At 70.0% G+C, this 25504-nt stretch carries 39 protein-coding genes; 2 read left to right on the top strand and 37 right to left on the bottom strand.

Annotated elements, in window-relative coordinates:
• Positions 1–6: 6 nt before the first annotated feature.
• Entirely contained in the window at positions 7–672 is a 666-nt protein-coding gene (locus QOZ88_RS02535; RefSeq protein ID WP_305998220.1) for an NAD(P)H-binding protein, read from the top strand.
• A gap of 31 nt (positions 673–703) precedes the next feature.
• Here QOZ88_RS02535 and truA read toward each other — a convergent pair whose 3' ends face one another.
• The 37 genes from truA to rpsL all read right to left on the bottom strand — a co-directional run bounded on the left by truA (position 704) and on the right by rpsL (position 23926).
• On the bottom strand, positions 704–1498 hold the full coding sequence (gene truA, locus QOZ88_RS02530) for a tRNA pseudouridine(38-40) synthase TruA (protein ID WP_305998219.1): 795 nt from the start codon (positions 1496–1498) through the stop codon (positions 704–706).
• A gap of 94 nt (positions 1499–1592) precedes the next feature.
• Positions 1593–1967, bottom strand: coding sequence for a hypothetical protein (locus QOZ88_RS02525; protein ID WP_305998218.1), 375 nt, complete (start codon positions 1965–1967; stop codon positions 1593–1595).
• Positions 1964–2572, bottom strand: a complete 609-nt coding sequence (gene rplQ / locus QOZ88_RS23245) for a 50S ribosomal protein L17 (protein ID WP_305998217.1) — start codon at positions 2570–2572, stop codon at positions 1964–1966. Before rplQ ends, QOZ88_RS02525 begins: the two co-directional genes overlap by 4 nt.
• 185 nt (positions 2573–2757) lie before the next feature.
• Positions 2758–3834, bottom strand: coding sequence for a DNA-directed RNA polymerase subunit alpha (locus tag QOZ88_RS02515; protein ID WP_091929090.1), 1077 nt, complete (start codon positions 3832–3834; stop codon positions 2758–2760).
• A 143-nt stretch (positions 3835–3977) separates the two neighbouring features.
• Positions 3978–4604 (bottom strand): 30S ribosomal protein S4, encoded by a 627-nt coding sequence (rpsD, locus tag QOZ88_RS02510; protein ID WP_091929091.1) that lies wholly within the window; start codon positions 4602–4604, stop codon positions 3978–3980.
• Between the two features lie 35 nt (positions 4605–4639).
• Positions 4640–5047: a 30S ribosomal protein S11 gene (gene rpsK, locus QOZ88_RS02505; protein ID WP_012950456.1), complete on the bottom strand. Its 408-nt coding sequence runs from the start codon at positions 5045–5047 to the stop codon at positions 4640–4642.
• A 98-nt stretch (positions 5048–5145) separates the two neighbouring features.
• Positions 5146–5526 carry a 30S ribosomal protein S13 gene (gene rpsM / locus QOZ88_RS02500; RefSeq protein ID WP_091929092.1) on the bottom strand — a complete coding sequence of 127 codons (381 nt, stop codon included), beginning with the start codon at positions 5524–5526 and terminating at the stop codon, positions 5146–5148.
• Positions 5527–5540: 14 nt separating this feature from the next.
• Positions 5541–5654: a 50S ribosomal protein L36 gene (gene rpmJ, locus QOZ88_RS02495; RefSeq protein WP_012950458.1), complete on the bottom strand. Its 114-nt coding sequence runs from the start codon at positions 5652–5654 to the stop codon at positions 5541–5543.
• 67 nt (positions 5655–5721) lie between these two features.
• Positions 5722–5943: a translation initiation factor IF-1 gene (infA, locus tag QOZ88_RS02490; RefSeq protein WP_012950459.1), complete on the bottom strand. Its 222-nt coding sequence runs from the start codon at positions 5941–5943 to the stop codon at positions 5722–5724.
• Between the two features lie 326 nt (positions 5944–6269).
• On the bottom strand, positions 6270–7073 hold the full coding sequence (map, locus tag QOZ88_RS02485; protein ID WP_305998216.1) for a type I methionyl aminopeptidase: 804 nt from the start codon (positions 7071–7073) through the stop codon (positions 6270–6272).
• Between the two features lie 91 nt (positions 7074–7164).
• A complete protein-coding gene (locus QOZ88_RS02480; RefSeq protein ID WP_305998215.1) occupies positions 7165–7779 on the bottom strand; it encodes an adenylate kinase in 615 nt (204 codons plus the stop codon).
• Positions 7779–9089, bottom strand: a complete 1311-nt coding sequence (gene secY / locus QOZ88_RS02475; RefSeq protein ID WP_305998214.1) for a preprotein translocase subunit SecY — start codon at positions 9087–9089, stop codon at positions 7779–7781. The genes QOZ88_RS02480 and secY overlap by 1 nt, the downstream gene beginning before the upstream one ends.
• Positions 9090–9240: 151 nt before the next feature.
• Positions 9241–9684 carry a 50S ribosomal protein L15 gene (gene rplO / locus QOZ88_RS02470; protein ID WP_305998213.1) on the bottom strand — a complete coding sequence of 148 codons (444 nt, stop codon included), beginning with the start codon at positions 9682–9684 and terminating at the stop codon, positions 9241–9243.
• Positions 9685–9697: 13 nt separating this feature from the next.
• Positions 9698–9877 carry a 50S ribosomal protein L30 gene (gene rpmD / locus QOZ88_RS02465; protein WP_113811322.1) on the bottom strand — a complete coding sequence of 60 codons (180 nt, stop codon included), beginning with the start codon at positions 9875–9877 and terminating at the stop codon, positions 9698–9700.
• Position 9878: 1 nt separating this feature from the next.
• Complete coding sequence (gene rpsE, locus QOZ88_RS02460; RefSeq protein ID WP_026857030.1) at positions 9879–10493, bottom strand: 30S ribosomal protein S5; 615 nt, start codon at positions 10491–10493, stop codon at positions 9879–9881.
• 49 nt (positions 10494–10542) lie between these two features.
• Positions 10543–10965, bottom strand: a complete 423-nt coding sequence (rplR, locus tag QOZ88_RS02455) for a 50S ribosomal protein L18 (protein ID WP_305998212.1) — start codon at positions 10963–10965, stop codon at positions 10543–10545.
• Complete coding sequence (gene rplF, locus QOZ88_RS02450; protein ID WP_305998211.1) at positions 10965–11504, bottom strand: 50S ribosomal protein L6; 540 nt, start codon at positions 11502–11504, stop codon at positions 10965–10967. The genes rplR and rplF overlap by 1 nt, the downstream gene beginning before the upstream one ends.
• 15 nt (positions 11505–11519) lie before the next feature.
• A complete protein-coding gene (gene rpsH, locus QOZ88_RS02445) occupies positions 11520–11930 on the bottom strand; it encodes a 30S ribosomal protein S8 (protein WP_091929100.1) in 411 nt (136 codons plus the stop codon).
• Between the two features lie 178 nt (positions 11931–12108).
• A complete protein-coding gene (locus QOZ88_RS02440; RefSeq protein ID WP_091929101.1) occupies positions 12109–12294 on the bottom strand; it encodes a type Z 30S ribosomal protein S14 in 186 nt (61 codons plus the stop codon).
• 19 nt (positions 12295–12313) lie between these two features.
• Positions 12314–12898, bottom strand: a complete 585-nt coding sequence (gene rplE / locus QOZ88_RS02435) for a 50S ribosomal protein L5 (RefSeq protein ID WP_454970294.1) — start codon at positions 12896–12898, stop codon at positions 12314–12316.
• 5 nt (positions 12899–12903) lie between these two features.
• Positions 12904–13251: a 50S ribosomal protein L24 gene (rplX, locus tag QOZ88_RS02430; RefSeq protein ID WP_454970293.1), complete on the bottom strand. Its 348-nt coding sequence runs from the start codon at positions 13249–13251 to the stop codon at positions 12904–12906.
• Positions 13252–13253: 2 nt separating this feature from the next.
• Positions 13254–13622, bottom strand: a complete 369-nt coding sequence (gene rplN, locus QOZ88_RS02425) for a 50S ribosomal protein L14 (RefSeq protein WP_305998210.1) — start codon at positions 13620–13622, stop codon at positions 13254–13256.
• Between the two features lie 209 nt (positions 13623–13831).
• Entirely contained in the window at positions 13832–14122 is a 291-nt protein-coding gene (rpsQ, locus tag QOZ88_RS02420) for a 30S ribosomal protein S17 (protein ID WP_091929104.1), read from the bottom strand.
• Positions 14119–14352 (bottom strand): 50S ribosomal protein L29, encoded by a 234-nt coding sequence (gene rpmC, locus QOZ88_RS02415; RefSeq protein ID WP_091929105.1) that lies wholly within the window; start codon positions 14350–14352, stop codon positions 14119–14121. Before rpmC ends, rpsQ begins: the two co-directional genes overlap by 4 nt.
• Complete coding sequence (gene rplP / locus QOZ88_RS02410) at positions 14352–14768, bottom strand: 50S ribosomal protein L16 (RefSeq protein WP_014377986.1); 417 nt, start codon at positions 14766–14768, stop codon at positions 14352–14354. Before rplP ends, rpmC begins: the two co-directional genes overlap by 1 nt.
• Before the next feature lie 3 nt (positions 14769–14771).
• Positions 14772–15713 carry a 30S ribosomal protein S3 gene (gene rpsC, locus QOZ88_RS02405; RefSeq protein WP_305998209.1) on the bottom strand — a complete coding sequence of 314 codons (942 nt, stop codon included), beginning with the start codon at positions 15711–15713 and terminating at the stop codon, positions 14772–14774.
• Entirely contained in the window at positions 15713–16180 is a 468-nt protein-coding gene (rplV, locus tag QOZ88_RS02400) for a 50S ribosomal protein L22 (RefSeq protein ID WP_091929107.1), read from the bottom strand. The genes rpsC and rplV overlap by 1 nt, the downstream gene beginning before the upstream one ends.
• Positions 16181–16200: 20 nt before the next feature.
• Positions 16201–16482 carry a 30S ribosomal protein S19 gene (rpsS, locus tag QOZ88_RS02395; RefSeq protein WP_091929108.1) on the bottom strand — a complete coding sequence of 94 codons (282 nt, stop codon included), beginning with the start codon at positions 16480–16482 and terminating at the stop codon, positions 16201–16203.
• 31 nt (positions 16483–16513) lie between these two features.
• A complete protein-coding gene (gene rplB / locus QOZ88_RS02390; RefSeq protein WP_305998208.1) occupies positions 16514–17347 on the bottom strand; it encodes a 50S ribosomal protein L2 in 834 nt (277 codons plus the stop codon).
• Between the two features lie 44 nt (positions 17348–17391).
• Complete coding sequence (gene rplW / locus QOZ88_RS02385; protein ID WP_091929110.1) at positions 17392–17694, bottom strand: 50S ribosomal protein L23; 303 nt, start codon at positions 17692–17694, stop codon at positions 17392–17394.
• Positions 17691–18467 carry a 50S ribosomal protein L4 gene (gene rplD, locus QOZ88_RS02380; protein WP_305998207.1) on the bottom strand — a complete coding sequence of 259 codons (777 nt, stop codon included), beginning with the start codon at positions 18465–18467 and terminating at the stop codon, positions 17691–17693. Before rplD ends, rplW begins: the two co-directional genes overlap by 4 nt.
• Positions 18464–19129, bottom strand: coding sequence for a 50S ribosomal protein L3 (rplC, locus tag QOZ88_RS02375; protein ID WP_305998206.1), 666 nt, complete (start codon positions 19127–19129; stop codon positions 18464–18466). The genes rplD and rplC overlap by 4 nt, the downstream gene beginning before the upstream one ends.
• A gap of 15 nt (positions 19130–19144) precedes the next feature.
• Positions 19145–19450, bottom strand: a complete 306-nt coding sequence (rpsJ, locus tag QOZ88_RS02370; protein WP_091929113.1) for a 30S ribosomal protein S10 — start codon at positions 19448–19450, stop codon at positions 19145–19147.
• A gap of 151 nt (positions 19451–19601) precedes the next feature.
• On the bottom strand, positions 19602–20795 hold the full coding sequence (gene tuf / locus QOZ88_RS02365; RefSeq protein WP_246982518.1) for an elongation factor Tu: 1194 nt from the start codon (positions 20793–20795) through the stop codon (positions 19602–19604).
• A gap of 93 nt (positions 20796–20888) precedes the next feature.
• Positions 20889–22988, bottom strand: a complete 2100-nt coding sequence (gene fusA, locus QOZ88_RS02360; protein WP_305998205.1) for an elongation factor G — start codon at positions 22986–22988, stop codon at positions 20889–20891.
• 93 nt (positions 22989–23081) lie between these two features.
• Positions 23082–23552 (bottom strand): 30S ribosomal protein S7, encoded by a 471-nt coding sequence (gene rpsG, locus QOZ88_RS02355; protein ID WP_091929116.1) that lies wholly within the window; start codon positions 23550–23552, stop codon positions 23082–23084.
• Complete coding sequence (rpsL, locus tag QOZ88_RS02350) at positions 23552–23926, bottom strand: 30S ribosomal protein S12 (protein WP_012950487.1); 375 nt, start codon at positions 23924–23926, stop codon at positions 23552–23554. Before rpsL ends, rpsG begins: the two co-directional genes overlap by 1 nt.
• Before the next feature lie 522 nt (positions 23927–24448).
• On the opposite strand from rpsL, the gene QOZ88_RS02345 reads away from it, so the two are divergent.
• Positions 24449–25489 (top strand): LLM class F420-dependent oxidoreductase, encoded by a 1041-nt coding sequence (locus QOZ88_RS02345; protein WP_305998204.1) that lies wholly within the window; start codon positions 24449–24451, stop codon positions 25487–25489.
• Positions 25490–25504 lie beyond the last annotated feature (15 nt).

Below are 25504 nucleotides of genomic sequence, written 5' to 3'. Positions count from 1 at the left end.
CCGGGAATGCGCATCGTCATCGCCGGGGCCCACGGGCAGGTCGCCCGCCGCCTCGGCCGTCTGCTGTCCAGCCGCGGCGACACCGTCGTCGGCCTCGTCCGCAACCCCGACCACCGGGCCGACTTGGAGGCCGACGGCACCACGCCGGCGGTGATCGACCTCGAGTCCGCCTCGGTCGGCGACGTCGCCGAGGTGGTGCGAGGCGCCGACGCCGTCGTCTTCGCCGCGGGCGCCGGCCCGGGCAGCGGGGCCGAGCGGAAGGACAGCGTCGACCGGGGCGCCGCGGTACTGCTCGCCGACGCCGCCGAGCGCGCGGGCGTGCGCCCCTACCTGCTGGTCTCCTCCATGGGCACCGACCTCGTGGCCGGGAGCGGCACGCCCGAGGGCCTCGACGACGTGTTCGCCGCCTACCTGCGCGCGAAGCTGGCCGCCGAGCAGGACCTCCTCGCGCGTCCGGGGCTGGCGGTGACCGTGCTGCGACCGGGCGGGCTCACCGACGACGCCGGCACGGGCCAGGTCACCCTCGACCGGCACGTCGAGCGGGGGGAGATCCCGCGCGACGACGTCGCCGCCGTCCTGCTGGAGTTCCTGGACCACCCGCGCGACGGTGCGGTCGTCGAGCTGGTCGCGGGCGGGACGCCGATCGCGGAGGCGGTCGCCGCGGTGCCGTGATCGACCCGGGCGACGCCCGCCGGCCCTGGCGTCACCCGCCCCGACGGGCCCGGGTGACGCCGGCCCGGGCAGCGAGCCCGGCGTCCGGCGGGTAGTCGACGGCGATCAACGTCAGTCCGTGGGCGGGGGCGACCGGCACCTCGCTGGCACGCCCGGTGCGCTGCAGCAGACCGGCCGGCCAGTCCAACGGGCGCCGCCCCTCGCCGACCGCGATCAGCCCGCCCACGAGGCTGCGCACCATGGAGTGGCAGAAGGCGTCGGCCGAGGCGTCGATGCGGACCACCTCGACGCCGGCGTCCTCCGCCATGCGCGAGACGCTCAGCCGCAGCAGGGTGCGGATGGTGGTCGCCCCCTCCCGCCGCTTGCAGTAGGCGGCGAAGTCGTGCTCGCCGAGGAGCAGGCCGGCGGCGAGGTCCATGGCGGCGGCGTCGAGCCGGCGGGGCCAGGCCACCGTGTCGGTGCGGCGCAGCGGCGGCGGGCCGGCCGGGTCATCGGTCAACCGGTAGGCGTAGTGGCGGGCCAGGGCACCGAAGCGCGCGTCGAACTCCGGGTGCGCCTCGGTGATCGAGCGGACCACGACGTCCGGCGGCAGCACGCCCCGCAGCCGGCGGACCAGCTTCGCGTGCTGCTCGGCCCACACCTCCCGCGGCACGTCGCAGTGCACGACCTGGCCGGTGGCGTGCACGCCCGCGTCGGTGCGGCCGGCCACCGTGAGGTCGACGTCCCGGCGCAGCACCGTCGCGAGACCGCGCTCCAACTCTTCCTGCACGGTCCGCACCGCCGGCTGGCGGGCCCAGCCGTGGAAGCCGGTGCCATCGTACTGCACGGCCAGCCGGAGACGGACGAGCCCGCCACCGGGGTCGGTGGCGGGCTCGTCCTGCGGCTGATGCGTGATCAGCGGCCGGTCACGTTCTCGAGTGTCATTGCGGGTCGGGCGCGGCGTCGCCGCCCTGGTACTGCTCGCTGGCCGTCGCCGCGTCGCCGAGCTCGGCAGCCTCGACCTCCGCCGCAGCGGCGCGGGCCACCTCCGGCGAGAGCGCGGGGTCCTCCACGACGGCGGCGTTCTCACGCTGCGGCTGCGGTGTCACGTCGCCGCCGTCCTGGCGCTCGTCGTCGGGGTTGTAGAGGTCGGTGACGACCTCCTGGGCCTCGTCGCTCACGCCGCCGTCGGTGACGGCCGGCGAGGTGTCGCCGCCGGGACCGGTGGTCTCACCCTCGAACGTGGCCCCCTGGTCGCCGCCACCGGCGGAGACGCCGGCCGCGCCCGCACCCGGGACGTCCTGGGGCTCGCTCATCGGGCGTCCGTGCCCTCGGCGTCGGCATCCGCGGCGGGCGCCTCGGCGGCGACCTCGTCCGGGGAGTCGGCGCTGTCCCCGGAGTCGGCGTTGTCGGCCGACTCCGGGCTGTCCACGGAGTCCGCGGAGTCGGTCGGCTCGACCGCGTCGGCGGTGACCTCGCCGGACGCGGCGGCAGCACCGGCACCGGTGGCGAACTGCGTGCCACGGGCACGCTCGGCCTCGCCGACGGCCTGCTGCCCCACGGTCAGGGCCTCGACCAGCTCGATGACCGCCATGGGGGCGTTGTCGCCCTTCCGCGGGCCGACCTTGGTGATGCGGGTGTAGCCGCCGGGGCGGTTCTCGTAACGAGGACCGATCTCGGCGAACAGGGTGTGGACGACGTCCTTGTCACGGATGGTCGTCATCACCTGACGACGGGCGTGCAGGTCACCGCGCTTCGCGAAGGTCACCAGCTTCTCGGCCAGCGGACGCAGCCGCTTGGCCTTCGCCTCGGTGGTGGTGATCCGCCCGTGCTCGAACAGCGAGGTGGCCAGGTTCGCCAGCATCAGCCGCTCGTGCGCGGGGGACCCGCCGAGACGGGGGCCCTTGGTGGGGGTGGGCATGTCGGTCCTTCCTCAGGCGGCCGGGCGCTCGGTGCCGGCTGCATCCGTGGTGCAAAGCGTCTGTGGTGCTCGTCCAGTGTTGCGTGTCGAACGGCTGCGCCGGACGGCGGGTCGCCCCGCCGCCCGGCTGGCCCCGTCCCGGGGCCCACCCCGAGCTCGCGAAGGGTGGGGAGGACGGGTTCCTCTTAGAGCTGCTCGGTCTCCTGGTAGGAGCCGTCGTCGTACTGCGCCTGGTCGTAACCCGCCGCGTACTCGCCGGTGCCCTGGTAGGCGTCGGTCTCGTACCCCTCGTCGTAGCTCTCGATCGAGGTGGGGATGAACCCGGGCGGGCTGTCCTTGAGCGCCAGGCCCATGGCGGCCAGCTTCATCTTGACCTCGTCGATCGACTTGGCCCCGAAGTTGCGGATGTCGAGGAGGTCGGCCTCGGAACGGGTGACGAGCTCGCCGACCGTGTGCACACCCTCGCGCTTGAGGCAGTTGTAGGACCGGACGGTGAGGTCCATGTCCTCGATCGGCATCGAGAAGTTCGCGATGTCGGCGGCCTCGGCCGGGCTGGGCCCGACCTCGATGCCCTCGGCGTCGATGTTCAGCTCGCGCAGCAGGCCGAACAGCTCCACCAGCGTCGACCCGGCCGACGCGATGGCGTCGCGCGGGGCGATGGAGGGCTTGGTCTCGACGTCGACGACGAGGCGGTCGAAGTCGGTGCGCTGCTCGACACGGGTCGCCTCGACGGCGTAGGTGACCTTGAGGACCGGCGAGTAGATCGAGTCGACGGGGATGCGGCCGATCTCCTGGCCGGGCTGCTTGTTCTGCGGCGCCGGCACGTAGCCGCGACCGCGCTCGACGACCAGCTCGATCTCCAGGCGACCCTTGCCGTTCAGGGTGGCGATGTGGAGGTCGGGGTTGTGCACCTCGACGCCGGCGGGCGGCGCGATGTCCGCGGCGGTCACCTCACCCGGGCCCTGCTTGCGCAGGTACATCGTCACCGGCTCGTCGGAGTCGGAGCTGACGACCAGGCTCTTGAGGTTCAGGATGATCTCGGTGACGTCCTCCTTGACGCCCGGCACGGTGGTGAACTCGTGCAGGGTGCCCTCGATGCGGATGCTGGTGACAGCGGCACCGGGGATGGACGACAGCAGCGTGCGCCGCAGGGAGTTGCCGAGGGTGTACCCGAAACCCGGCTCGAGCGGCTCGATGACGAACCGCGAGCGCTGCTCGGTGATGGTCTCCTCGGTCAGCGTGGGGCGCTGTGCGATGAGCATTTCATTTCTCCTTCAGGTCCTCCGGCACCCGCCATATGACGCCGTGAGGGGGTGGTGCTGGCTCCGCGCGGGCATCTGTCCGCCCGACGGAGCCGTGACCCCAGGTGCCGGGATCGGGGATCCCGGCACCTGGGGACGAACTGCTACTTGGAGTAGAGCTCCACGATCAGCTGCTCCTGTACCGGGGTGTCGATCACCTGACGGGCCGGGATGCTGTGGACGAGCACGCGCAGCTGGCTGCTGATGACCTCCAGCCACGGCGGCACGGGACGCTCGCCGGCACGGGCCTGCGCCACCTCGAACGGCATCATGGTGCGCGACTTCTCGGCGACCTCGACGATGTCGTTCTCGCTGACGCGGTAGGACGGGATGTCGACCTTGCGGCCGTTCACCCGGATGTGGCCGTGGCGCACCAGCTGGCGGGCCATGTCGCGGGACTCGGCGAAGCCGGCCCGGTAGACCACGTTGTCCAGCCGCGACTCGAGGATCTGCAGCAGGACCTCACCGGTCTTGCCGGTCTTGCGGTTGGCCTCTTCGTAGTAGCCGCGGAACTGCTTCTCGAGCACGCCGTAGATGCGGCGGGCCTTCTGCTTCTCGCGCAGCTGCAGCAGGTACTCGCTGTCCTTGCTGCGACCCCGGCCGTGCTCGCCCGGCGGGTACGGCCGGATCTCGATCGGGCACTTCGGGGACTCGCACTTGCTGCCCTTGAGGAACAGCTTCATCTTCTCGCGCCGGCACAGGCGGCAGTCGGCTCCGGTGTAACGGGCCACGTCTATCTACCTCGTTCGATCTCGTCGGTGGCCGGTCAGACCCGGCGGCGCTTCTTGGGGCGGCAGCCGTTGTGCGGCTGCGGCGTCACGTCCTGGATCTGCCCGACCTCGAGGCCGGTGGCCTGCAGGGAGCGGATCGCGGTCTCGCGGCCGGAGCCGGGACCCTTCACGAAGACGTCGACCTTGCGCATGCCGTGCTCCTGCGCCTTGCGGGCGGCGTTCTCGGCGGCCATCTGCGCGGCGAACGGCGTGGACTTGCGCGAGCCCTTGAAGCCGACGTGGCCGGCGGAGGCCCAGCTGATCACGTTCCCGGTCGGGTCGGTGATCGAGACGATCGTGTTGTTGAACGTGCTCTTGATGTGCGCAGCACCGTGAGCGACGTTCTTCTTCTCCTTGCGGCGGACCTTCTTGGCACCGGCCGCGGCGCGAGCCCTGGGAGGCATGTGTCTGTGGATTCCTTCTCTTCGTGGCCTAGAGAGGCAGCACGCGTGCGCGTCGTCGCTCCCCCCTCACGGGCTCTGCGACGACGCGCTCTCGCGGCCTACTTCTTGCCGGCCTTCTTCTTGCCGGCGATGGTCTTGCGCGGGCCCTTGCTCGAGCGCGCGTTGGTGCGGGTGCGCTGACCGTGCACCGGGAGGCCACGGCGGTGCCGCAGACCCTGGTAGCAACCGATCTCCACCTTGCGACGGATGTCGGCGGCCACCTCACGGCGCAGGTCACCCTCGACGCGGAAGTGCTCGTCGATGTAGTCGCGCAGCTTCAGCAGGTCCTCGTCGCTGAGGTCCTTGGCACGCAGGTCGGGGTTGACGCCCGTCGCGGCCAAGGTCTCCTTGGCGTGGTGCTTGCCGATGCCATAGATGTAGGTGAGCGCGATCTCCATCCGCTTCTCGCGGGGCAGGTCGACGCCAGCCAGTCGTGCCATGTTCTGGTACTCCCTCAGCCCTGGCGCTGCTTGTGCCGGGCGTTGTCGCAGATGACCATGACCCGGCCGTGCCGGCGGATCACCTTGCACTTGTCGCAGATCTTCTTCACCGACGGCTGGACCTTCACCGGTGCCGCCCCTCATTCCTCGAAATCGATGTGCCGGGACCCCGCAGGACGTGCGGGTCCGCGACGGTCACTTGTAGCGGTAGACGATGCGACCGCGGGTCAGGTCGTAGGGCGAGAGCTCCACGACCACGCGGTCCTCGGGCAGGATGCGGATGTAGTGCTGCCGCATCTTGCCGCTGATGTGGGCGAGCACCCGGTGCCCGTTCTGCAGCTCGACCCGGAACATCGCGTTGGGCAGCGGCTCGACGACGCGACCCTCGACCTCGATGGCCCCGTCCTTCTTCGCCATGCCCTACACGCACTCCTTGACTCGGTGGTACTGGATCCTCGTGCGCCCGCGCCGGTACCCGGCTGGACGCGCTCGGAGATTGCAGATCGGGTGGTGCTGACGCTCTCGCAGAGGGCGCTCCGGGTCATGCGGCCACAGCACGACCATGGAACGGCGCTAGCGCCACAGAAGATCGTACCCCGGTGCCCCACCAGTCACCAACCCGCCCCGGGGGTGACGGCCCGCACCCCGGGGTGGCGAACCGGAACGGCCCCGGTGACGTGCTGGAACGGCCCCGCTGCAGGGACCCACCGCAAGCGTGCGAGCGGTGGGGCAGCGGGGTCCTCTCAGGTGCGCGGCGTGATGCCGAACGGGGCGAGGCCGGCGACGCCACCGTCCTCGGCGGTGAGGACCCACGGGCCCTCCGGCGTGATCGCCACCGTGTGCTCGAAGTGCGCGGCGCGCGACCCGTCCTTGGTGACGACGGTCCAACCGTCCTCGAGCTCGACCGTCGCCGGGTCTCCCACCGTCACCATGGGCTCGATCGCCAGCGCCAGCCCGGGCACGAGCTTGGGTCCGCGGCCGGGACGCCCGTAGTTCAGCACGTGCGGGTCCTGGTGCATCTCGGTGCCGATGCCGTGGCCGCCGTAGTTGTCGACGATGCCGTACGGGTGCTGCTCGCGGCGGATCTCCTGCTCCACGGCAGAGCTGATGTCGGTGAGCCGGCCCCCCGCGACCGCCCGGGCGAGACCGGCCCACATCGAGCGCTCGGTGACGGCCATGAGCCCGGCATCCTCGGCCGAGGGCTCGCCGACGGTCATCGTCACGGCCGAATCGCCGTGCCACCCGTCCAGGATGGCGCCGCAGTCGACCGAGATGTTGTCACCGGTCGCCAGCGTCCGGTCCTTGCGCGGGATGCCGTGCACGATCTCGTCGTTGATCGACGCGCAGATGCTGCCCGTGAACCCGTGGTACCCGAGGAACGAGGGCACCGCCCCCGCGCTGCGGATGTGGTCCTCGGCGATCGCGTCGAGCTCGCCGGTGGTCACCCCCGGCCGGATGGCGGCCCGGACCGCCGCGATCGCCCCAGCGACGACCAGCCCGGCCCCCCGCATCAGCTCGATCTCGTGCGGCGTCTTGATCTGGATCATGCGTCCACTCCACTTCGCGAGCAACGGGAGGCGGCCGAGGATTCCTGCCGTCATCTGCCGCGTCGCTCCTCCACCGCGCCCGGCCGCCGGATCAGACGGCGGCCGGCTGACCGGCCTCGCCGTCGCCGTCGACACCCAGGGCGCGCAACGCGCGCGAGGTGACCTCCTCGACGGAGCCGATCGCGTCGATCCGCTCGAGCAGCCCCTCGCCCTCGTAGAAGTCCGACAGCGGTGCTGTCTGTTCCCGGTACACCTTCAGCCGGTGCCGGACGGTCTCGGGCTTGTCGTCGTCCCGCTGGACCATCTGGCCGTCGACGAGCATCCGCCGGCCGGAGAGCCGGCGGACCAGCTCGTCCTCGTCCACGACCAGCTCGAGGACTCGGTCCAGCCTGTGCCCCAGATCCTGGAGGGAGGACCGCAGCTGCTCGGCCTGCGCGATGGTGCGGGGGAAGCCGTCGAGCAGGAAGCCACCCGTGGCGTCGGCCTCTGCCAGCCGGTCCTTGACCATGGCCACCGTGATCTCGTCGGGGACCAGGTCACCGGCGTCCATGTAGACCTTGGCCTTGCGGCCCAGCTCGGTCTGCCCGCTCACGTTCGCCCGGAAGATGTCACCCGTCGAGATCGCGGGGACCCCCAGCTTGCCGGCGATGATCTGCGCCTGGGTGCCCTTGCCCGCGCCGGGCGGCCCCAGGAGGACGACGCGCACTACTTCAGGAACCCTTCGTAGTTGCGCTGGTTCAGTTGCGTCTCGATCTGCTTCACCGTCTCCAACCCCACTCCGACCATGATCAACACGGCGACGCCGCCGAACGGGAAGTTCTGGTTCTGCCCCTCCTGCGTGATGGCCAGGAAGAAGTTCGGCAGGACGGCGACCACACCCAGGTAGATCGACCCGGGCAGGGTGATCCGGGACAGCACGTACTGCAGGTACTCGGCGGTGGGCCGGCCGGGGCGGATGCCCGGGATGAAGCCGCCGTAGCGCTTCATGTCGTCGGCCCGCTCCTCCGGGTTGAACGTGATCGACACGTAGAAGTAGGTGAAGAAGACGATGAGTCCGAAGAAGACCGCGATGTGGACGGGGCTGCTCTGGTCGATGATGTACGTCTCGAAGAACTGGCGGACGCCACCGGTCTCGGTGCCCTGGAGCTGCACGATCAGCTGCGGCAGGTACAGCAGTGACGAGGCGAAGATGACCGGGATGACGCCGGCCTGGTTCACCTTCAGCGGGAGGTAGGTCGAGGTCCCGCCGTACATGCGGCGTCCGACCATCCGCTTGGCGTACTGGACCGGGATGCGCCGCTGGGCCTGCTCGACGTAGACCACCGTGCCGATGATGACGACCGCGAAGGCGCAGACGACGGCGAAGACGATGCCGCCGCGGGTCTGCAGGATCGAGCCGCCCTCGGCCGGGATGCGCGCCGCGATCGAGGTGAAGATCAGCACGGACATGCCGTTGCCGATCCCCTTCTCGGTGAGCAGCTCGCCCAGCCACATGATCAGCGCGGTACCGGCGGTCAGCGCGATGACCAGGACCACCGTCGTCCAGACCGAGTCCGAGGGGATGATCTCCTCGGAGCAATTCGGGAACAGCTGCCCGCTGCGGGCCAGCGCGATGATGCCGGTGCTCTGCAGCACGGCCAGCGCGATGGTGAGGTACCGGGTGTACTGGGTCAGCTTGGCCTGACCCGACTGCCCTTCCTTCTTCAGCTGCTCGAAGCGCGGGATCACCACCACCAGCAGCTGCACGATGATGCTCGCCGTGATGTACGGCATGATCCCCAGCGCGAACACCGAGAGCCGCAGCAGCGCCCCGCCGGAGAACAGGTTCACCAGCGAGTAGAGGTCGCGCTGGTCCGAGGCCTGTGCCTGCTCCAGGCAGCTGTTGATCGCCTCCACCGAGACACCGGGCCCGGGGACCGCGGCCCCCAGCCGGTAGACGGCGATGATCGCCAGGGAGAACAGCAGCTTGCGCCGGAGGTCTGGCGTCCGGAACGCCGCGGCGAACGCCTGCAGCACGTGCCCTCCCCTTGTCGGTCGAGTCAGGTTAGCAATCGGCCCGCCCCGCACTGGTGCGAGGCGGCAAAAGGACCCCCGTGCCCCTCACCGCTCGCGGACTCGCGGCGGGCCCCGGCGAGGGGACCTGAGGGGCAGGGGGGTCCTTCTGCTGTCAGATGCGGGTGGTGCTGCCTCCGGCCGCGGCGATCTTCTCGGCCGCGGAGGCGGAGAAGGCGTTCGCGTGCACGTCGACCTTGACCCCGCCGAGGTCGCCCGTGCCGAGCACCTTGACCGGCTGGCCGCGGCGCACGGCGCCGGCCTCGGCCAGCGTGTCCGGGTTGACCGGACCGCCCTGCGGGAACAGCGCCGCGATCCGGTCGAGGTTGACGACCTGGAAGACGACCTTGTTGTTGTTCTTGAAGCCCGAAAGCTTGGGCAGCCGCATGTTCAGCGGGGTCTGCCCGCCCTCGAACCGCGCGGAGACGGTGCCCCGCGCGCCGGTGCCCTTGGTACCGCGCCCGGCCGTCTTGCCCTTGGAACCCTCACCACGACCCACGCGGGTCTTCTTGGTGTGGGCGCCGGGGGCCGGCCGCAGGTGGTGGACCTTCAGTGTCATAGCGAGTCTTTCCTCAGACTTCTTCGACGGTGACCAGGTGCGGCACCGTCGCGACCATCCCGCGGATCTCGGGACGGTCCTCCTGGACGACCGAGTCGTTGATCCGCTTCAGCCCGAGCGAACGCAGCGTCTGGCGCTGGTTCGGCTTGGTGCCGATGGCCGACTTGATCTGGGTCACCTTGAGCTGCGCCACGTCACACCCCCTGGCCCGCACGCGCACGCAGCATGGCGGCCGGGGCCACGTCCTCGAGGGGCAGACCGCGGCGAGCCGCGATCTCCTCGGGGCGGACGAGGTCCTTCAGCGCCTGCATGGTGGCGTGCACGATGTTGATCGGGTTCGACGAACCGAGGCTCTTGGAGAGCACGTCGTGGATCCCGGCGCACTCGAGGACGGCACGCACCGGGCCACCGGCGATGACACCGGTACCGGGGCTGGCCGGCTTCAGCAGCACCACGCCGGCCGCTGCCTCACCCTGCACGGGGTGCGGGATGGTGCTGGCGATGCGGGGCACCTTGTAGAAGTGCTTCTTGGCCTCCTCGACGCCCTTGGCGATCGCCGCGGGCACCTCCTTGGCCTTGCCGTAGCCGACGCCCACGGTGCCGTCACCGTCGCCCACGATCACCAGGGCGGTGAAGCTGAAGCGCCGACCACCCTTGACGACCTTGGACACGCGGTTGATGGCCACCACGCGCTCGATGTAGTTGCTCTTCTCGGCGGGCGCGCCTCCGGGGCCCCGCCCGCCGTCACGACGGTCCCGGCGGTCGTTGCCGCCGCCGGCGCCGCCGCCGCGTCGCTGTGGTCCTGGCATCAGACGTCCCTCTCGATCTGCTCGCTCGTGCTGGTGCGGTGGGTGGTCATCAGAAGTCCAGCCCACCCTCGCGGGCACCGTCGGCCAGCGCGGCGATGCGCCCGGCGTAGCGGTTGCCACCGCGGTCGAAGACGACCGCCGTGATCCCGGCGGCCTTCGCGCGCTCGGCCACCAGGGCGCCGACCTGACGGGCCAGGGCGGACTTGTCGCCCTCGGCGCCGCGCAGGCCGGCGTCCATGGTGGAGGCGCTCACCACGGTGCGACCGACGGTGTCGTCGACGATCTGCACGTGGATGTGGCGCGAGCTGCGCTTGACCACCAGGCGCGGGCGCTCCGGCGTGCCGGAGACCCGCTTGCGCAGCCGGTTGTGCCGGCGCAGCCGCGAGGTGCGGCGCGCCGTGCTGATGTCGGTGCCGACGGGCTTGCGGCCGCCGGCGGTCTTCCCGTTCGTGGGAGCAGTTGCCTGAGCCATCACTTACCCGTCTTCCCGACCTTGCGCTTGACGACCTCGCCCTGGTACCGCACACCCTTGCCCTTGTACGGGTCGGGCCTGCGGATCTTGCGGATCTTGGCCGCCACCTCACCGACCAGCTGCTTGTCGATGCCGCTGACCCGCAGACGGGTCGGGGACTCGACAGCGAAGGTGATGCCCTCGGGGGCCTTCACCGGCACGGGGTGGCTGAAGCCCAGGGCGAACTCGAGGTCCGAGCCGCGAGCCTGGACGCGGTAACCGACACCGACGATCTCGAGGGTCTTGGTGTAGCCCTCGGTGACGCCGGTGATCATGTTCGCGATCAGAGTCCGCGAGAGCCCGTGCAGGGCGCGGTTCTGCCGCTCGTCGTTGGGGCGCTGCACCCGCAGCGTGCCGTCCTCGTCGCGCTCGACGGTGATCGGCGCGGCGACCTTGTGGCTGAGCGCGCCCTTGGGTCCCTTCACGCTGACCGTCTGACCGTCGATGGCGACGTCCACACCACCGGGCACGGCGATCGGGAGTCGTCCGATCCGTGACATCTTCGCTCGCTCCTCTTACCAGACGTAGGCGAGGACTTCCCCACCCACGCCCTTCTTGTTCGCCTGCTTGTCGGTCAGCAGCCCGGTCGAGGTCGAGATGATCGCCACGCCGAGGCCGCCGAGCACCTTGGGCAGTGCGGTGGACTTCGCGTACACCCGCAGACCGGGCTTGGAGACCCGGCGGACCCCGGCGATGCTGCGCTCGCGGTTGGGGCCGTACTTCAGGTCGACGACCAGCTGCTTGAAGGGGTTGCCGTCCTTGTCGACGTCGTCCACGCGCCAGCCGGCGATGTAACCCTCCTGCTGGAGGATCTCGGCGATGTGCGTCTTCAACTTCGACGACGGCATGACCGCGGAGTCGTGGTACGCCTGGTTGGCGTTGCGCAGACGCGTCAGCATGTCTGCGATCGGGTCGGTCATGGTCATGACGTGTGTGGTGCCTCTCTCGCCGCGGTTCCTCGTGCGCCGGGTCTCAGGGACTTGGCGCCGGGCCTCTCGGCGATCGGTGGTGCCTAGTGGACAGTTACTGCTGTGCGGTCCGCCCGCGCCGGCCCCGTCCCGGGTCCCACCCTGAGCTTGCGAGGGGTGGGGAGGACGGGGTCCTTCACCAGCTGGACTTGCGCACGCCCGGGAGCTCCCCGGCGTGGGCCATCTCCCGCAGGCAGATCCGGCACAGGCCGAACTTGCGGAAGACCGAGTGCGGGCGTCCGCACCGCTGGCAGCGGGTGTAGCCGCGCACCTTGAACTTCGGGGTGCGAGCTGCCTTGTTGATCAGCGCCTTCTTGGCCATCTCTTCTCTCCTGCCCGGCTCAGCGGACGGTCGTGACGACGGGCTGGCCGGCGAAGGGGAAGCCGAGCTGGCGGAGCAGCTCGCGACCCTCCTCGTCGTTGGTCGCGGTGGTGACCAGGGTGATGTCCATGCCGCGGGGACGGTCGATCCTGTCGACGTCGATCTCGCGGAACATCGACTGCTCGGTCAGCCCGAACGTGTAGTTGCCGTTGCCGTCGAACTGCTTGGCGTTCAGGCCGCGGAAGTCACGGATGCGGGGCAGGGCCAGCGACAGCAGGCGGTCGAGGAACTCCCACATGCGGTCGCCGCGGAGGGTGACCTTCGCGCCGATCGGCATGCCCTCGCGCAGCTTGAACTGCGCAATGGACTTGCGGGCCCGGACGACGGCCGGCTTCTGACCGGTGATGGCGGTGAGGTCGCGGACCGCGCCGTCCATCAGCTTGGCGTCGCGGGTGGCCTCGCCGACGCCCATGTTGACGACGATCTTCGTCAGGCGCGGGATCTGCATGACGTTGTCGTAGCCGAACTCCGACTGGAGGGCGGGCACGATCGTCTCGCGGTAGTGGGCGAGCATGCGGGGCAGCTCACGGGTGGGTGCGCTCATGAGGTTCAGAGGTCCTTACCGGTGCGCCGCGAGACCCGGATGCTGCGGCCTTCCTCGTCCTTGCGGTAGCCGACCCGGGTCGGCTTCTCCTCGGAGTCGACCACCATCACGTTGCTCGCGTGGATGGCCGCCTCCTGCGTGACGATCCCGCCCTGCTGGGCGCCGCGCTGGTTCGAGCTGATGCGGGTGTGCTTGCGCACGCGGCCGACACCCTCGACCAGCACGCGCTGGCGCTTGGGGTAGGCGGCGATGACACGCCCCTTCGCGCCCTTGTCCTTGCCGGACAGGACCAGGACGGTGTCGCCCTTCTTGACCTTCATCGACGGCGTCTTGCCGTTGCTGGCGGCAGCCATGATCACAGCACCTCCGGGGCGAGCGAGATGATCCGCATGAAGCGCTTGTCGCGGAGCTCCCGGCCGACGGGCCCGAAGATGCGCGTACCGCGCGGGTCGCCGCTGTCGCGGATGATGACCGCGGCGTTCTCGTCGAAGCGGATGTAGGAGCCGTCGGGACGACGCCGCTCCTTCACCGTGCGGACGACGACGGCCTTGACCACGTCGCCCTTCTTGACGCCGGCACCCGGCAGCGCGTCCTTCACGGTGCCGACGATGATGTCGCCGATGCCCGCGTAGCGTCGCCCGGAGCCACCGAGAACCCGGATGCAGAGGATCTCCTTCGCACCGGTGTTGTCGGCGACTCGCAGCCGCGACTCCTGCTGGATCACGTCCTACTCCCCAATACTTGTGGTGACAGCCGGGCCGGAACGGTGAACCGGCTGTCCGGCACTCGCGTGCGGACGCACCGGCGGCTGCTGCCGCCGGTGCGTCCGAAGCACGGGTACCGGGATGCGGCGCGCGACCACCTCGACAGCGATGAGGTGCGCGCCAGTCGTCCAGGGTACTCCTACCCGTCGCGACCCCGGAGGGCCGCCTCTTACTTGGCCTTCTCGATGACCTCGACCAGCCGCCACCGCTTGGTGGCCGACGCCGGCCGGGTCTCCATGATCTGCACGCGGTCACCGACGCCGGCGACCCCCTGCTCGTCGTGGGCCTTCAGCTTGCTGGTCCGGCGGATGACCTTGCCGTACAGGCCGTGCTTCACGCGGTCCTCGACCTCGACGACGATGGTCTTCTCCATCTTGTCGCTGACGACGAGGCCCTCGCGGACCTTGCGGTAGCCACGGCCGGCCAGGCCGGGGCCGGACGACTGCTGGGTCTCGCTCATGCCACACCCTCGTTCGGGGCGACCGAGAGACCCAGCTCGCGCTCGCGCATGATCGTGTAGATCCGGGCGATGTCGCGGCGGACGGTCTGCAGTCGCCGGTTGTTGTCCAGCTGGCCGGTGGCCACCTGGAACCGCAGGTTGAACAGTTCTTCCTTCGACTCGCGCAGCCGCGAGGCGAGCTCATCCACGGAGAGCTCGCGCAGCTCGGGAGCGGTCAGACCAGCGGCCATCACACTTCTCCTTCACGCGTGATGAAGCGGCACTTCATCGGCAGCTTGTGGATCGCGCGGCGCATGGCCTCGCGGGCCACGGGCTCGGCGACACCGGACAGCTCGAACAGCACGCGGCCGGGCTTGACGTTCGCCACCCACCACTCGGGCGAGCCCTTACCGGAACCCATGCGGGTCTCGGCGGGCTTCTTGGTCAGCGGACGGTCGGGGTAGATCGAGATCCACACCTTCCCGCCACGACGGATGTGCCGGGTCATCGCGATACGCGCCGACTCGATCTGCCGGTTCGTGACGTAGGCCGGCTCCAGGGCCTGGATGGCGTACTCACCGAAGTTGATCTCGGTGCCGCCCTTGGCCCGGCCGGAGCGGCTCGGGTGGTGCTGCTTGCGGTGCTTGACGCGCCGTGGGATGAGCATGGCTCAGCTCTCCGTGTTCTCGGTCGCCGTGTTGTCGGCAGCCGTGGTCTCGGCGGCCGCAGTAGCCTCGGGACCCGCGGCCTGAGCGATGGTCTGCTCGGACGCGGCCTCGCCGGAGGTCTGCGCGACAGTGCTCTCGGCAGCCGCCGTCGTGGTGTCGGCGACGGGCCCGGTGGAGGACTCGACGGCGGCGCGCCCGGCCTCGGTGCCACCCGCGGTGGTGCCCGAGGAGCCCGAGCGGCGCTGGGGCCGCTGAGCGCGCTCACGGCGCTGCTGACGCTGGGCGAGGGCCTCGAGGGCCTCCCGCTCGGCGCGCGAGCCGCTGACGTCGCCCTTGTAGATCCACACCTTGACGCCGATGCGACCGAAGGTCGTGCGGGCCTCGTAGATGCCGTAGTCGATGTTCGCGCGGAGCGTGTGCAGGGGCACGCGGCCCTCGCGGTAGAACTCCGAGCGGCTCATCTCCGTGCCGCCGAGGCGACCCGAGCACTGCACCCGGATGCCCTTGACCTGCGGGCTGCGCTGGGCCGACTGCATGGCCTTGCGCATCGCGCGGCGGAAGCTGACCCGGCTGGAGAGCTGCTCGGCGACGCCCTGGGCGACCAGCTGGGCGTCGGACTCGGGGTTCTTGACCTCGAGGATGTTCAGCTGCACCTGCTTGCCGGTGAGCTTCTCGAGCTCCCCGCGGATGCGGTCGGCCTCGGCGCCGCGGCGGCCGATGACGATGCCCGGGCGGGCGGTGTGGATGTCGACGCGGACCCGGTCACGGGTGCGCTCGATCTCCACCTTGGAGATGCCGGCCCGCTCCATGCCCTTGGACATGAGCTTGCGGATCGCGACGTCTTCCTTGACGTAGCCCTTGTACAGCTTGTCCGCGTACCACCGGGACTTGTAGTCGGTGGTGATCCCGAGCCGGAACCCGTGCGGGTTGACCTTCTGACCCACTATCGGGTCCCTCCCCTCGTGTTGCTGGTGGACTGCTGGGTGGCCGGGCCCGACTGGCCGGTGTCCCGGCGCGCCTTGCGCGACTTCTGCGCGAGGACGGCGCTGCTGGCCACCTCGCTCACCTCGATGGTGATGTGGCTCGTCCGCTTGTTGATGCGGAACGCCCGGCCCTGCGCACGCGGACGGATCCGCTTGAGCGTCGGGCCCTCGTCGACGTACGCCGCGCTGACCACGAGTGCGGCCGGGTCCAGCTGCAGGTTGTGCTCGGCGTTGGCCACCGCGCTGGCGACGACCTTGGCGACCGGCTCACTCGCCGACTGCGGGGCGAAGCGCAGCAGCGCCAGCGCCTCGTCGGTCGGCAGGTAGCGGATCAGGTCCACCACGCGGCGGGCCTTCATGGGGGTCACGCGGACGAACCGGGCCGTAGCCCGGGCGACCGGCGCCTCCTGTCCCAACTGGGAAGTCATCTGAATCTCTCTCTACCTGGTCAGCCCCGCCGCGAGCGGCGGTCGTCCTTGACGTGCCCGCGGAAGGTGCGCGTGGGCGCGAACTCCCCGAGCTTGTGCCCGACCATCGCCTCGGTGACGAACACCGGGACGTGCTTGCGGCCGTCGTGCACCGCGAGGGTGTGGCCGAGCATGTCCGGGATGATCGTCGAGCGGCGTGACCAGGTACGGATCACGTTCTTGGTGCCCTTCTCGTTCTGGGCGTCCACCTTCTTGAGCAGGTGGTCGTCGACGAACGGGCCCTTCTTCAGGCTGCGTGGCATTCGGCTCTCCTCTACCGCCGGTTACCCGGGCTCAGCGCTTCTTGTTGGCGCGCCGGCGGCGCACGATCAGGGCGTCACTGGCCTTCCGCTTGCGCGTCCGGCCCTCCGGCTTGCCCTTCGGGTTCACCGGGTGGCGACCACCGGAGGTCTTGCCCTCACCACCACCGTGCGGGTGGTCCACCGGGTTCATGGCGACACCGCGGACGGTCGGGCGCTTGCCCTTCCACCGCATGCGGCCGGCCTTGCCCCAGTTGATGTTCGACTGCTCGGCGTTGCCCACCTCGCCGACGGTCGCGCGGCAGCGCACGTCGACGTTGCGGATCTCGCCCGACGGCATGCGCAGCTGGGCGAACCGGCCCTCACGGGCGACCAGCTGGACGCTGGTACCCGCGGACCGGGCGATCTTCGCGCCGCCACCGGGACGGAGCTCGATGGCGTGAACCACGGTGCCGACGGGGATGTTCCGCAGCGGCAGATTGTTGCCCGGCTTGATGTCGGCCGCGGGGCCGCACTCGACCACGTCGCCCTGCTTCAGCCGCGCCGGCGCGATGATGTAGCGCTTCTCGCCGTCGGCGAAGTGCAGGAGCGCGATCCGCGACGTGCGGTTGGGGTCGTACTCGATGTGCGCGACCTTGGCCGGCACGCCGTCCTTGTCGGCCCGGCGGAAGTCGATCACCCGGTACGCGCGCTTGTGACCACCGCCCTGGTGACGAGCGGTGACCTTCCCGTGCACGTTGCGCCCGCCACGACCGTGCAGCGGTCGGACCAGCGACTTCTCGGGGTGGTCTCGCGTGACCTCGGCGAAGTCGGCGACGCTGGAGCCGCGGCGGCCCGGCGTCGTCGGCTTGTACTTGCGGATAGCCATTGCTGACTCAGTCCTCTATCTCTGGTCCGAACGGTTCCGGCGCGTCAGGCGCCGGGACCACCGAAGATTTCGATGCGGTCGCCGGCAGCCACGGAGACGATGGCGCGCTTGGTGTCCTTGCGCTTGCCCATCTGCGCGCCGCGGCTGCGCTTGCGCTTGCCCTGGCGGTTGATCGTGTTCACGCCGAGGACCTTCACCTTGAAGATCTGCTCGACCGCGATCTTGATCTGCGTCTTGTTGGCATCCGGCCGCACGATGAACGTGTACTGGTTGCCGTCGAGCAGGCCGTAGCTCTTCTCGGAGATGACCGGGGCGAGCAGGACGTCCCGGGGGTCGCGGACGCTCATGCCTTCTCCTCGGTGGTCTCTTCGACGGTGCCCTCGCCGGCGGCGGGGGCGATGGACGGGATGCCACCCGGGATCTCGTGGGTGGCGAGGTCGGGCAGGTCGGCGCCGAAGCGCTTGCCCTTGGCCGGGCCCGCCACGAACTCCGCCAGCGCCGTCTCGGTGAAGATCACCTCGTCGGACACGAGCACGTCGTAGGTGTTGAGCTGACCGGCCTCGATCAGGTGCACCTCGGGCACGTTGCGCAGGCTCACCCAGTTGAGGACGTCGTCGCGGTCGAGGACCACGAGGACGCGCTTGGCCTGGGTGACGGCGTTCAGCGTCGCGAGGGCGGCCTTCGTCTTCGGGGCGTCGCCGTCGACGAACGCGGAGACCACGTGCACCCGGCCCTCGCGGGCCCGGTCGGAGAGGGCACCGCGCAGGGCGGCGGCCTTCATCTTCTTCGGGGTCTTCTGCTCGTAGTTGCGCGGCTGCGGGCCGTGGACGGTGCCACCGCCGGCGAACTGCGGCGCGCGGGTCGAGCCCTGGCGGGCGCGGCCGGTGCCCTTCTGGCGGTACGGCTTGGCGCCACCACCACTGACCTGGCCCCGCGTCTTCGTGGCGTGCGTGCCCTGGCGGGCGGCAGCCAGCTGGGCGACGACGACCTGGTGCATCAGGGAGACGTTCGCGCTGGCGTCGAAGAGCTCACCGGGCAGCGTGACGCTGCCGGAGGTCTCCCCCGCCGGGGTGCGGACGTCGACCTGGCGGTCGGTGCGCGTCTCGGTCGATGAGGTCACTTGTCGTCACTCCCCACGGGGCCGCCCTTGACGGCCGAACGGACGAGCACGAGGCCGCCCTTCGGGCCGGGGATGGCGCCCTTGATCAGCAGCAGACCGCGCTCGGCGTCCACCTTGTGGACGACCAGCGACAGGGTCGTGGTCTTGACCGCACCCATGCGGCCGGCCATGCGCAGGCCCTTGAAGACGCGGCCCGGCGTCGAGGCGCCACCGATGGAGCCCGGCGACCGGTGCTTGCGCTGGGTGCCGTGCGCCGCCCCGAGGCCCTTGAAGCCGTGACGCTTCATGACGCCGGCGGTGCCCTTGCCCTTGCTGGTGCCGATGACGTCGACCTTCGCGACGCCGTCGAACACCTCGGTGGTCAGCTCCTGGCCGACCGTGTAGCTCCCCGCGTCGGAGGTGCGCAGCTCCACCAGGTGGCGCCGCGGCGTCACGCCCGCCTTGGTGAAGTGCCCGCCCTCGGGACGGTTCACCTTGCGCGGGTCGATCTCACCGAACCCGAGCTGGACGGCGGAGTAGCCGTCGACCTCGGGGGTGCGCACCTGGGTCACCACACACGGGCCCGCCTTGACGACGGTCACCGGCACGAGGCGGTTGTTCTCGTCGAAAACCTGGGTCATCCCCAGCTTCTCGCCGAGGAGACCACGAAATGTGCTCGCCATGTCTGCTGACTGCCCTTACTGGATGTTGACGTCGACCGAGGCCGGCAGGTCGATGCGCATGAGCGCGTCGACCGTCTTCGGCGTCGGGTCGAGGATGTCGATGAGCCGCTTGTGGGTCCGCATCTCGAAGTGCTCGAAGGAGTCCTTGTACTTGTGCGGAGACCGGATCACGGCGTACACGTTCTTCTCCGTCGGCAGCGGCACCGGGCCGACGACGCGCGCTCCGGTCTTCGTCACCGTGTCCACGATGCGCCGCGCCGAGGCATCGATGGCCTCGTGGTCGTAGGCCTTCAGCCGGATGCGGATCTTCTGTCCCGCCATCGCCTGTTCTCGCTCCTGCCGATCGGTTGTGAAAGATCAAGTGGGTCTGCTGACCCGGTGGGTCCGACGACCCGGGGGGGGCGCCGGCGGCGGGCGCGCGCAGCCCTGGGCCGGGCGGCGGCCGGATCCCCGGCCGCCGCCCGTCAGGGTGTTACTTGATGATCTTGGTGACGCGCCCGGCGCCCACGGTACGGCCACCCTCGCGGATGGCGAACCGGAGACCCTCCTCCATGGCGATGGGCTGGATGAGCTCCACCGTCATCTCGGTGTTGTCGCCCGGCATGACCATCTCGGTGCCGGCGGGCAGGGTCACGACGCCCGTCACGTCCGTCGTCCGGAAGTAGAACTGGGGACGGTAGTTGTTGAAGAACGGCGTGTGACGGCCACCCTCGTCCTTCGAGAGGATGTAGACCGAACCCTCGAAGTTGGTGTGCGGGGTGATCGAGCCGGGCTTCACGACGACCTGGCCGCGCTCCACGTCCTCGCGCTTGATGCCACGGAGGAGCAGGCCCACGTTGTCGCCGGCCTGGCCCTGGTCGAGCAGCTTGCGGAACATCTCGACGCCGGTGACGGTCGTCTTCGTCGAACCCTCGCGGATACCGACGATCTCGATCTCCTCGGAGACCTTGACGATGCCGCGCTCGACGCGACCCGTGACGACGGTGCCACGGCCGGTGATCGTGAAGACGTCCTCGACGGGCATGAGGAACGGCTTGTCGATCTCGCGCTCCGGCTCGGGGATCGCGGTGTCGACGGCGTTCATCAGCTCCATGAGCTTGTCGCCCCACTCGGCGTCGCCCTCGAGGGCCTTCAGCGCCGAGACGCGGACCACGGGGACGTCGTCGCCCGGGAACTCGTATTCGGAGAGCAGCTCGCGGACCTCGAGCTCGACGAGCTCCAGGATCTCCTCGTCGTCGACCATGTCGGCCTTGTTCAGCGCGACGACGATGTAGGGGACGCCGACCTGACGGGCCAGGAGGACGTGCTCCTTGGTCTGCGGCATCGGGCCGTCGGTGGCGGCGACCACGAGGATCGCGCCGTCCATCTGCGCCGCACCGGTGATCATGTTCTTGATGTAGTCGGCGTGCCCGGGGCAGTCGACGTGCGCGTAGTGACGGTTCTCCGTCTGGTACTCGACGTGCGCGATCGAGATCGTGATGCCGCGGGCCTTCTCCTCGGGCGCCTTGTCGATCTGGTCGAAGGCGGACGCCTCGTTGAGGTCCGGGTACTTGTCGTGCAGGACCTTGGTGATCGCCGCGGTCAGCGTCGTCTTGCCGTGGTCGATGTGCCCGATGGTGCCGATGTTGACGTGCGGCTTGGTCCGCTCGAACTTGGCCTTGGCCACTGGGTTCCTCTCCTCGTGGTTACGCAGGTGGTGCGTGCTCTGGGGGTTGCGGGCTGTGCTCGGGGAGCGCGGGCGGAACCGCCCGCATTCCGGTTACTCGCCGGTCGCCTTGGCGATGATCTCCTTGGCGACGTTGGCCGGGACCTCGGCGTACGAGTCGAACACCATCGAGTAGCTCGCCCGTCCCTGGGTGCGGCTGCGCAGGTCGCCCACGTAGCCGAACATCTCCGACAGCGGGACCAGGGCCCGGACGACGCGGGCGCCGGAGCGCTCCTCCATCGCCTGGATGATCCCGCGGCGGGAGTTCAGGTCGCCGATGACGTCGCCCATGTTGTCCTCGGGCGTCGTGACCTCGACCGCCATCAGCGGCTCGAGCAGGGCCGGGTCGGCCTTGCGCGCGGCCTCCTTGAAGGCGATCGATCCGGCGATCTTGAAGGCCATCTCCGAGGAGTCGACCTCGTGGTACTGGCCGTCGAGCAGGCTGGCCTTGACGCCCACCATGGGGTAGCCGGCCAGGATGCCGTACTGCATGGCGTCCTGCATGCCCTGGTCGACCGAGGGGATGTACTCCTTCGGGACACGACCACCGGTGACCTTGTTCTCGAACTCGTAGGTCGCCGAGTCGCCACCCGTGGGGAGCGGCTCGATGGCGATCTGCACCTTCGCGAACTGGCCCGAGCCACCGGTCTGCTTCTTGTGGGTGTAGTCGTAGCGCTCGACGGCCTTGCGGATCGTCTCGCGGTAGGCCACCTGCGGCTTGCCGACGTTCGCCTCGACGTTGAACTCGCGGCGCATGCGGTCGACCAGGATCTCCAGGTGGAGCTCGCCCATGCCGGAGATGACCGTCTGACCGGTCTCCTCGTCCAGCTTCACCTGGAAGGTCGGGTCCTCCTCGGCGAGCTTCTGGATCGCGGTGCCGAGCTTCTCCTGGTCGCTCTTGGTCTTCGGCTCGATGGCGACCGAGATGACCGGAGCGGGGAAGCTCATCGACTCGAGGATCACCGGCTTCTGCGGGTCGCAGAGGGTGTCACCGGTCGTGGTCTGCTTCATCCCGTTGACCGCGACGATCTGGCCGGCGCCCACGCCCGCGCGCTCCTCGCGCTTGTTGGCGTGCATCTGGTAGATCTTCCCGACCCGCTCCTTGCGGTCCTTCGTGCTGTTCAGCACGGGGGAGCCCGCGTCGAGCCGGCCCGAGTAGACCCGGATGTAGGTCAGCTTGCCCAGGTGCTGGTCCGTCTGGATCTTGAACGCCAGCGCCGAGAACGGCTGGTCCTCGTCGGCGTGCCGGAGGACCTCGGTCTCACCGTCGAGGGCGGTGCCCACGATGGCCTCGATGTCCAGCGGGCTGGGCAGGTACTCCACGACGGCGTCGAGCAGGGGCTGCACGCCCTTGTTCTTGAACGCGGTGCCGGTGAGGACCGGGTTGACCTGACCGCCGATGGTGGCCTTGCGGATGGCCGCCTTCAGGCGGTCGACCGAGATCTCCTCGCCACCGAGGTAGTCCTCCATGAGCGAGTCGTCGAAGTCCGCGATGTTCTCGAGCAGCTTCTCGCGGTACTCGGCGGCCTGGTCGGCGAGCTCGGCCGGGATCTCCTCGACGGCGTAGTCCTCACCCATCTTGGTCTCACCACGCCAGGTGAGGGCCTTCATCGTCACCAGATCGACGACACCGATGAAGTCGGCCTCGGCGCCGATCGGCAGCTGCAGCACCAGCGGGTTGGCGGCCAGCCGCTCGACCATCATGTCGACGCAGCGGAAGAAGTTCGCCCCGGTGCGGTCGAGCTTGTTGACGAAGCACATGCGCGGGACGCCGTACTTCTCCGCCTGCCGCCACACCTGCTCGGTCTGCGGCTCGACACCGGCCACACCGTCGTAGACGGCGACCGCACCGTCGAGCACGCGCAGGGAGCGCTCCACCTCGACGGTGAAGTCGACGTGCCCGGGGGTGTCGATGATGTTGATGTCGTGGCCGTTCCAGGAGCACTTCGTCGCGGCGGACGTGATGGTGATGCCGCGCTCCTGCTCCTGCTCCATCCAGTCCATCGTGGCCGCGCCGTCGTGGACCTCACCGATCTTGTACGTGATACCGGTGTAGAAGAGGATGCGCTCGGTGGTGGTCGTCTTGCCGGCGTCGATGTGCGCCATGATCCCGATGTTGCGGGTCTTGCGGAGCTGGGCCTCGTTGCTGGCCATTGCTTCTCCTCTTGGATCTGGTCCGTGTGCGGGTGCCGGGGCTACGACATCCAGAAGCGCCCCGGTAGTCCCGCCGACGGCGGGCGCTGGTGGTTACCAGCGGTAGTGCGCGAAGGCCTTGTTCGACTCGGCCATCTTGTGGGTGTCCTCGCGCCGCTTGACGGCGGCACCCAGACCGTTGCTCGCGTCGAGCAGCTCGTTCATCAGGCGCTCGGTCATCGTCTTCTCGCGGCGGGCGCGGCTGTACTGGATGAGCCAGCGGAGGCCGAGCGTGGTGCTGCGCGAGGCGCGGACCTCGACCGGGACCTGGTAGGTCGCACCACCGACGCGGCGGCTGCGGACCTCGAGGGCCGGCTTGACGTTGTCCAGCGCGCGCTTGAGCGTGACGACCGGGTCGGTGTCGGTCTTGGCGCGGGCACCCTCGAGGGCGCCGTAGACGATCGCCTCGGCGACCGAGCGCTTGCCGTCGACCAGCACCTTGTTCACCAGCTGGGTGACCAGCGGCGACTGGTACACCGGGTCGGCGACCAGCGGACGCTTCGGCGCGGGGCCCTTGCGCGGCATTAGCTCTTCTCCTTCTTCGCGCCGTAGCGGCTGCGAGCCTGCTTGCGGTTGCGGACACCCTGGGTGTCCAGCGAGCCGCGGATGATCTTGTAGCGCACGCCGGGCAGGTCCTTCACGCGACCGCCGCGCACGAGCACCATCGAGTGCTCCTGCAGGTTGTGGCCGACGCCCGGGATGTAGGCGGTCACCTCGATGCCACTGGTCAGGCGGACGCGAGCGACCTTGCGCAGCGCCGAGTTCGGCTTCTTCGGCGTCGTCGTGTACACGCGCGTGCAGACTCCGCGACGCTGGGGCGAACCCTTCAGCGCCGGGGTCTTGGTCTTCTCGACCTTGTCCTCGCGGCCCTTGCGGACCAGCTGGTTGATCGTGGGCATGGGTGGCCTGGATCTCCTACCTGCGCTGGGGTGGTGCTCGTCTGTTTGCTGCTCTGCGGGTGGTGCTGGGGTGCCGGCCCCTGATCGGAACCTCCCCGACCCCGGTCGTGTTCCACGTCCGGTCCACGCGGTCGGGCGTGTTGCCCTCCCCCGGACCGGTCCGACGTCAGACCGAGTTCGGTTGCCCCTCGCGACCCCGGCGGCGCCACCTTCCGGCGGGGCCGGGAGGTGGTCCCCGGCGACCAGGAGGTTTGCCACCTCTGATCACCCAGGCGCACCGCGAACGGGAGCAGGCCCAGGACACCCTGGGCACGGCTGACCACGATACCCGTGCCCGAACAGGTGGTCAAAGCCGGGTCCCTCACACCGGTCGACACGTCGACCGGAGGGACCGGCGCAGGCCGGGGTGGACGGGAGACTACCGCCGTCCGGGAGGCCGCGACAGCTCCCCCGCTCCCCCGCGCGGCGACCGCTACCGTGCGGTGGGCGCCAACGGTGGCGCCGCGGAGCAGAGGAGCGCACGTGCGGATCGGCATCCAGGCCAGCTACAGCGGCGGTTTCCAGGAGACGGCGGCGGAGATCCGCGACCTGGAGTCCGCCGGCCTCGACCTCGCCATGGTGGCCGAGGTCTACACCTTCGACGCGGTGAGCCAGCTGGGCTATCTCGCGGCGGTGACCGAGCGCGTGGAGCTGCTCAGCGGCATCCTGCCCATCTACAGCCGCACCCCGGCGCTGACGGCCATGACCGCGGCCGGGCTGGACTTCGTCTCCGGCGGCCGGTTCACGCTCGGCCTCGGCGCCTCCGGCCCGCAGGTCATCGAGGGCTGGCACGGCCTCCCCTACGACGCCCCGCTGCAGCGCACCCGGGAGATCGTCGAGATCTGCCGCCAGGTGTGGCGCCGCGAGCGGCTGCAGCACGAGGGGAAGAAGTACTCGATCCCGCTGCCGGCCGAGCAGGGCACCGGCCTGGGCAAGCCGCTCAAGCTGATCAACACCCCGGTCCGCGAGCGGATCCCGGTGATGCTCGCGGCCCTCGGCCCCAAGAACGTCGAGCTGGCCGCCGAGATCGCCGAGGCGTGGGAGCCGATCTTCTTCGTGCCCGAGAAGGCCGCCTCGGTGTGGGGTGACTCGCTGGCGGCCGGCAAGGCCAAGCGCGACGCCGCGCTGGGCGACCTGCAGGTGATCACCGGGGTGCCGGTGGCGATCGGGGACGACGTCGAGGGGCTGCTGGACCTCGTGCGGCCCGCGCTCGCCCTGTACATCGGCGGCATGGGGGCCCGCGGCAAGAACTTCTACAACGACCTCGCCGTCCGGTACGGCTACGAGGCCGAAGCGAAGACGATCCAGGACCTCTACCTGGACGGGAAGAAGGACGAGGCGGCCGCCGCGGTGCCCGACGAGCTCGTGCGGGCGTCATCGCTCATCGGCCCGGAGGGCTACGTCGCCGAGCGGATCGCCGCGTTCGCCGAGGCCGGGGTCACGACGCTGATGCTGCAGCCGCTGGACGGCAGCCGCGAGGCCCGCCTGCGCACCGTCGAGACGATGAAGCGCCTCGCTGCCTGATCTGTCGTCCTCCGG

Source organism: Blastococcus carthaginiensis (assembly GCF_030731085.1).
In the GTDB taxonomy this organism is placed as follows: Bacteria; Actinomycetota; Actinomycetes; order Mycobacteriales; family Geodermatophilaceae; genus Blastococcus; species Blastococcus carthaginiensis.
The sequence above is the reverse complement of the archived record's forward strand: the minus strand, read 5'-3'. Positions and strand labels throughout refer to the sequence as shown.

Coding starts and splice junctions, on each gene's coding strand:
- rpsG (WP_091929116.1), bottom strand. CDS start 23,552: ATGCCGCGCAAGGGCCCCGCGCCGAAGCGTCCGCTGGTCGCCGACCCG.
- rplC (WP_305998206.1), bottom strand. CDS start 19,129: ATGGCGAGCACATTTCGTGGTCTCCTCGGCGAGAAGCTGGGGATGACC.
- rpsL (WP_012950487.1), bottom strand. CDS start 23,926: ATGCCCACGATCAACCAGCTGGTCCGCAAGGGCCGCGAGGACAAGGTC.
- rpsE (WP_026857030.1), bottom strand. CDS start 10,493: ATGCCAGGACCACAGCGACGCGGCGGCGGCGCCGGCGGCGGCAACGAC.
- rpsM (WP_091929092.1), bottom strand. CDS start 5,526: ATGGCACGACTGGCTGGCGTCGACCTGCCCCGCGAGAAGCGGATGGAG.
- rpsH (WP_091929100.1), bottom strand. CDS start 11,930: ATGACCATGACCGACCCGATCGCAGACATGCTGACGCGTCTGCGCAAC.
- rpsK (WP_012950456.1), bottom strand. CDS start 5,047: ATGCCTCCCAGGGCTCGCGCCGCGGCCGGTGCCAAGAAGGTCCGCCGC.
- rpmC (WP_091929105.1), bottom strand. CDS start 14,352: ATGGCCGCTGGTCTGACCGCTCCCGAGCTGCGCGAGCTCTCCGTGGAT.
- rpsS (WP_091929108.1), bottom strand. CDS start 16,482: ATGCCACGCAGCCTGAAGAAGGGCCCGTTCGTCGACGACCACCTGCTC.
- QOZ88_RS02525 (WP_305998218.1), bottom strand. CDS start 1,967: ATGAGCGAGCCCCAGGACGTCCCGGGTGCGGGCGCGGCCGGCGTCTCC.
- rpsJ (WP_091929113.1), bottom strand. CDS start 19,450: ATGGCGGGACAGAAGATCCGCATCCGGCTGAAGGCCTACGACCACGAG.
- rplX (WP_454970293.1), bottom strand. CDS start 13,251: ATGGCTGCCGCCAGCAACGGCAAGACGCCGTCGATGAAGGTCAAGAAG.
- QOZ88_RS02440 (WP_091929101.1), bottom strand. CDS start 12,294: ATGGCCAAGAAGGCGCTGATCAACAAGGCAGCTCGCACCCCGAAGTTC.
- rplQ (WP_305998217.1), bottom strand. CDS start 2,572: ATGCCCACCCCCACCAAGGGCCCCCGTCTCGGCGGGTCCCCCGCGCAC.
- QOZ88_RS02535 (WP_305998220.1), top strand. CDS start 7: ATGCGCATCGTCATCGCCGGGGCCCACGGGCAGGTCGCCCGCCGCCTC.
- rpsQ (WP_091929104.1), bottom strand. CDS start 14,122: ATGAGCGAGACCCAGCAGTCGTCCGGCCCCGGCCTGGCCGGCCGTGGC.
- rplB (WP_305998208.1), bottom strand. CDS start 17,347: ATGGCTATCCGCAAGTACAAGCCGACGACGCCGGGCCGCCGCGGCTCC.
- rplF (WP_305998211.1), bottom strand. CDS start 11,504: ATGTCACGGATCGGACGACTCCCGATCGCCGTGCCCGGTGGTGTGGAC.
- rplO (WP_305998213.1), bottom strand. CDS start 9,684: ATGACACTGAAGGTCCACCACCTGCGGCCGGCCCCCGGCGCCCACACC.
- rplW (WP_091929110.1), bottom strand. CDS start 17,694: ATGAGCGTCCGCGACCCCCGGGACGTCCTGCTCGCCCCGGTCATCTCC.
- map (WP_305998216.1), bottom strand. CDS start 7,073: ATGATCCAGATCAAGACGCCGCACGAGATCGAGCTGATGCGGGGGGCC.
- rplV (WP_091929107.1), bottom strand. CDS start 16,180: ATGACTTCCCAGTTGGGACAGGAGGCGCCGGTCGCCCGGGCTACGGCC.
- infA (WP_012950459.1), bottom strand. CDS start 5,943: ATGGCGAAGAAGGACGGGGCCATCGAGGTCGAGGGTCGCGTCGTCGAG.
- rplR (WP_305998212.1), bottom strand. CDS start 10,965: ATGGCTCAGGCAACTGCTCCCACGAACGGGAAGACCGCCGGCGGCCGC.
- rplP (WP_014377986.1), bottom strand. CDS start 14,768: ATGCTCATCCCACGGCGCGTCAAGCACCGCAAGCAGCACCACCCGAGC.
- rplE (WP_454970294.1), bottom strand. CDS start 12,898: ATGAGCGCACCCACCCGTGAGCTGCCCCGCATGCTCGCCCACTACCGC.
- QOZ88_RS02515 (WP_091929090.1), bottom strand. CDS start 3,834: ATGCTCATCGCACAGCGCCCCACGCTGACCGAGGAGACCATCACCGAG.
- fusA (WP_305998205.1), bottom strand. CDS start 22,988: ATGGCCAGCAACGAGGCCCAGCTCCGCAAGACCCGCAACATCGGGATC.